1 protein-coding gene is annotated in these 242 nt (G+C 40.5%); it reads right to left on the bottom strand.

Annotated features, from left to right (window positions below; all coding sequences use genetic code 11):
• The coding region (locus A3774_RS16900) for a hypothetical protein (protein WP_197468101.1) at positions 1-242 on the bottom strand (242 nt) is incomplete at both ends.

Here is a 242-nt window from a genome sequence, read left to right as displayed (position 1 = left end):
ATACGTCTTAGAACTGACGTGATCTTGGCGATAAGCCAAGGTATTAACTAAGCGGTAATCACTGTTCGGTGTCCAAATACTTTGCACTTCAACATCGTGCCGATTCTCATCTAAATCCGAAACCAAGTGCCCTTTGTAAATTTCATTTGCCGGCAAATCTTGGGCAAACAGCTGATTCAATACCATACCGTAGACATCAATGTCATGATCTTCAATTCGTTCAGAACGGTCATAATAATACT

It is taken from the genome of Neptuniibacter marinus (assembly GCF_001597725.1).
Taxonomy (GTDB): domain Bacteria; phylum Pseudomonadota; class Gammaproteobacteria; order Pseudomonadales; family Balneatricaceae; genus Neptuniibacter; species Neptuniibacter marinus.
This window is presented reverse-complemented; position numbering and strand designations above follow the sequence as displayed.